At 33.2% G+C, this 1,367-nt stretch carries 2 protein-coding genes; both read left to right on the forward strand.

Annotated elements, in window-relative coordinates; translation table 11 throughout:
* Nucleotides 1-528: T9SS type A sorting domain-containing protein (locus QM536_09190; GenBank protein MDI9357182.1), on the forward strand; the 528-nt coding region annotated here is incomplete at its 5' end.
* Entirely contained in the window at nucleotides 521-1,192 is a 672-nt protein-coding gene (locus QM536_09195) for a DUF3365 domain-containing protein (GenBank protein MDI9357183.1), read from the forward strand. The genes QM536_09190 and QM536_09195, both read left to right, overlap by 8 nt.
* Nucleotides 1,193-1,367 lie beyond the last annotated feature (175 nt).

A 1,367-nucleotide genomic window follows, 5' to 3' on the forward strand; every position in this document is an offset into this window, starting at 1 on the left:
CTTTCTTTTGAAACCATTACCAATAAGACAATTGGAGACGCACCTTTCATAATAACTGCTTCAGCAAGTTCGAGTTTAGCAGTTGTCTTTTCTGCTTCCAATACTCTTATAAATATCAATAATAGTACAGTAACTATCAATGGAGCAGGCACCGTTCGTATTACAGCATACCAAACAGGAAATAATAATTACCTCCCCGCACCATCTTTCTCCCAAATACTCACTATTCTACCAAAAAATAGTCCACTTACCCCCATCAAAAATACACAAATACAAATAAAAATATATCCAAATCCCGCACAAAAAAAACTCACTATCCAACAAAATAACATATCTCAAACTCCCATAACCCTTGCTATCATCAACCTTAATCAACAACTCATCCATCAACAAACGCTCTCTTTCGAAGGAAAAACATATTCTCAAATAAACATAGAACATATTCCCAATAATACTTATATACTCATTCTATCCAATCAAAATCAAGAAATACTACTCATAGAAAAACTACAAATAAACAATGAATAAAGTAATACGATTCCATAACAGATTCAAAAAAACAATAGTCATTGTTCTTTGCATAATAACCATCGTTGCTTGTGAAAAACGAAGAGATCCCCAATCTATAAAAAAAGAAAACGAAGAAATACACCAAAAAAAAGTATATAAAATCCAACCATTTCAAATAACACAGACAGCAGAAAAAATAGCAAAAGAAATAACAGAGACATACCAACAAGAACTGATGGACACCATCTCTTTCGCACTTCGCAACCTCACTCCCGAAGCAAAACAACTCTGTAATATACACTCTCTCCAAAAGACAAAACAGAAAGCACAGCAGATAAACGCCTCTCTCAAAAGAATATACCACACAAACCAATCACCTACCCAGAACCAAAACGAAAAAAATATAACAAAGGCATTTCTCTACTCTTTGCAAAACAATCCAAAAACAGAAAGCTCCCTTGTTTTTTCTCAAAACAATGACACTATTTATTACCTCTATCCTATAAAACGAGAGACGAATACCTGTATCCAATGTCACCGACCACACAATAATATCCAAAATACAAACTCGCCCACCCTATCCCAAAATCAAACACAAAACACAAAAAAACCAATCGGGATACTCATCATCTCTTTTCCAAAAAAAGAAATCATCAAACAACTCATAAAAGACCTTTATTAACAGTAGAACAACAGAGAGTACACTAAAACGGCAGCTTTTTTATGCAACCATTTTATTAATATTGAACTTGAAAACTATTGATAATCAAACAACTACAAAACTACAAGTGTACCAAAAGTAACTTTTCGGAGGAACCTCAATATTAAATTATAGATGTGTCTCAAAGCATCTAATA

The organism is Chitinophagaceae bacterium, assembly GCA_030053935.1.
Taxonomy (GTDB): domain Bacteria; phylum Bacteroidota; class Bacteroidia; order Cytophagales; family JASGCU01; genus JASGCU01.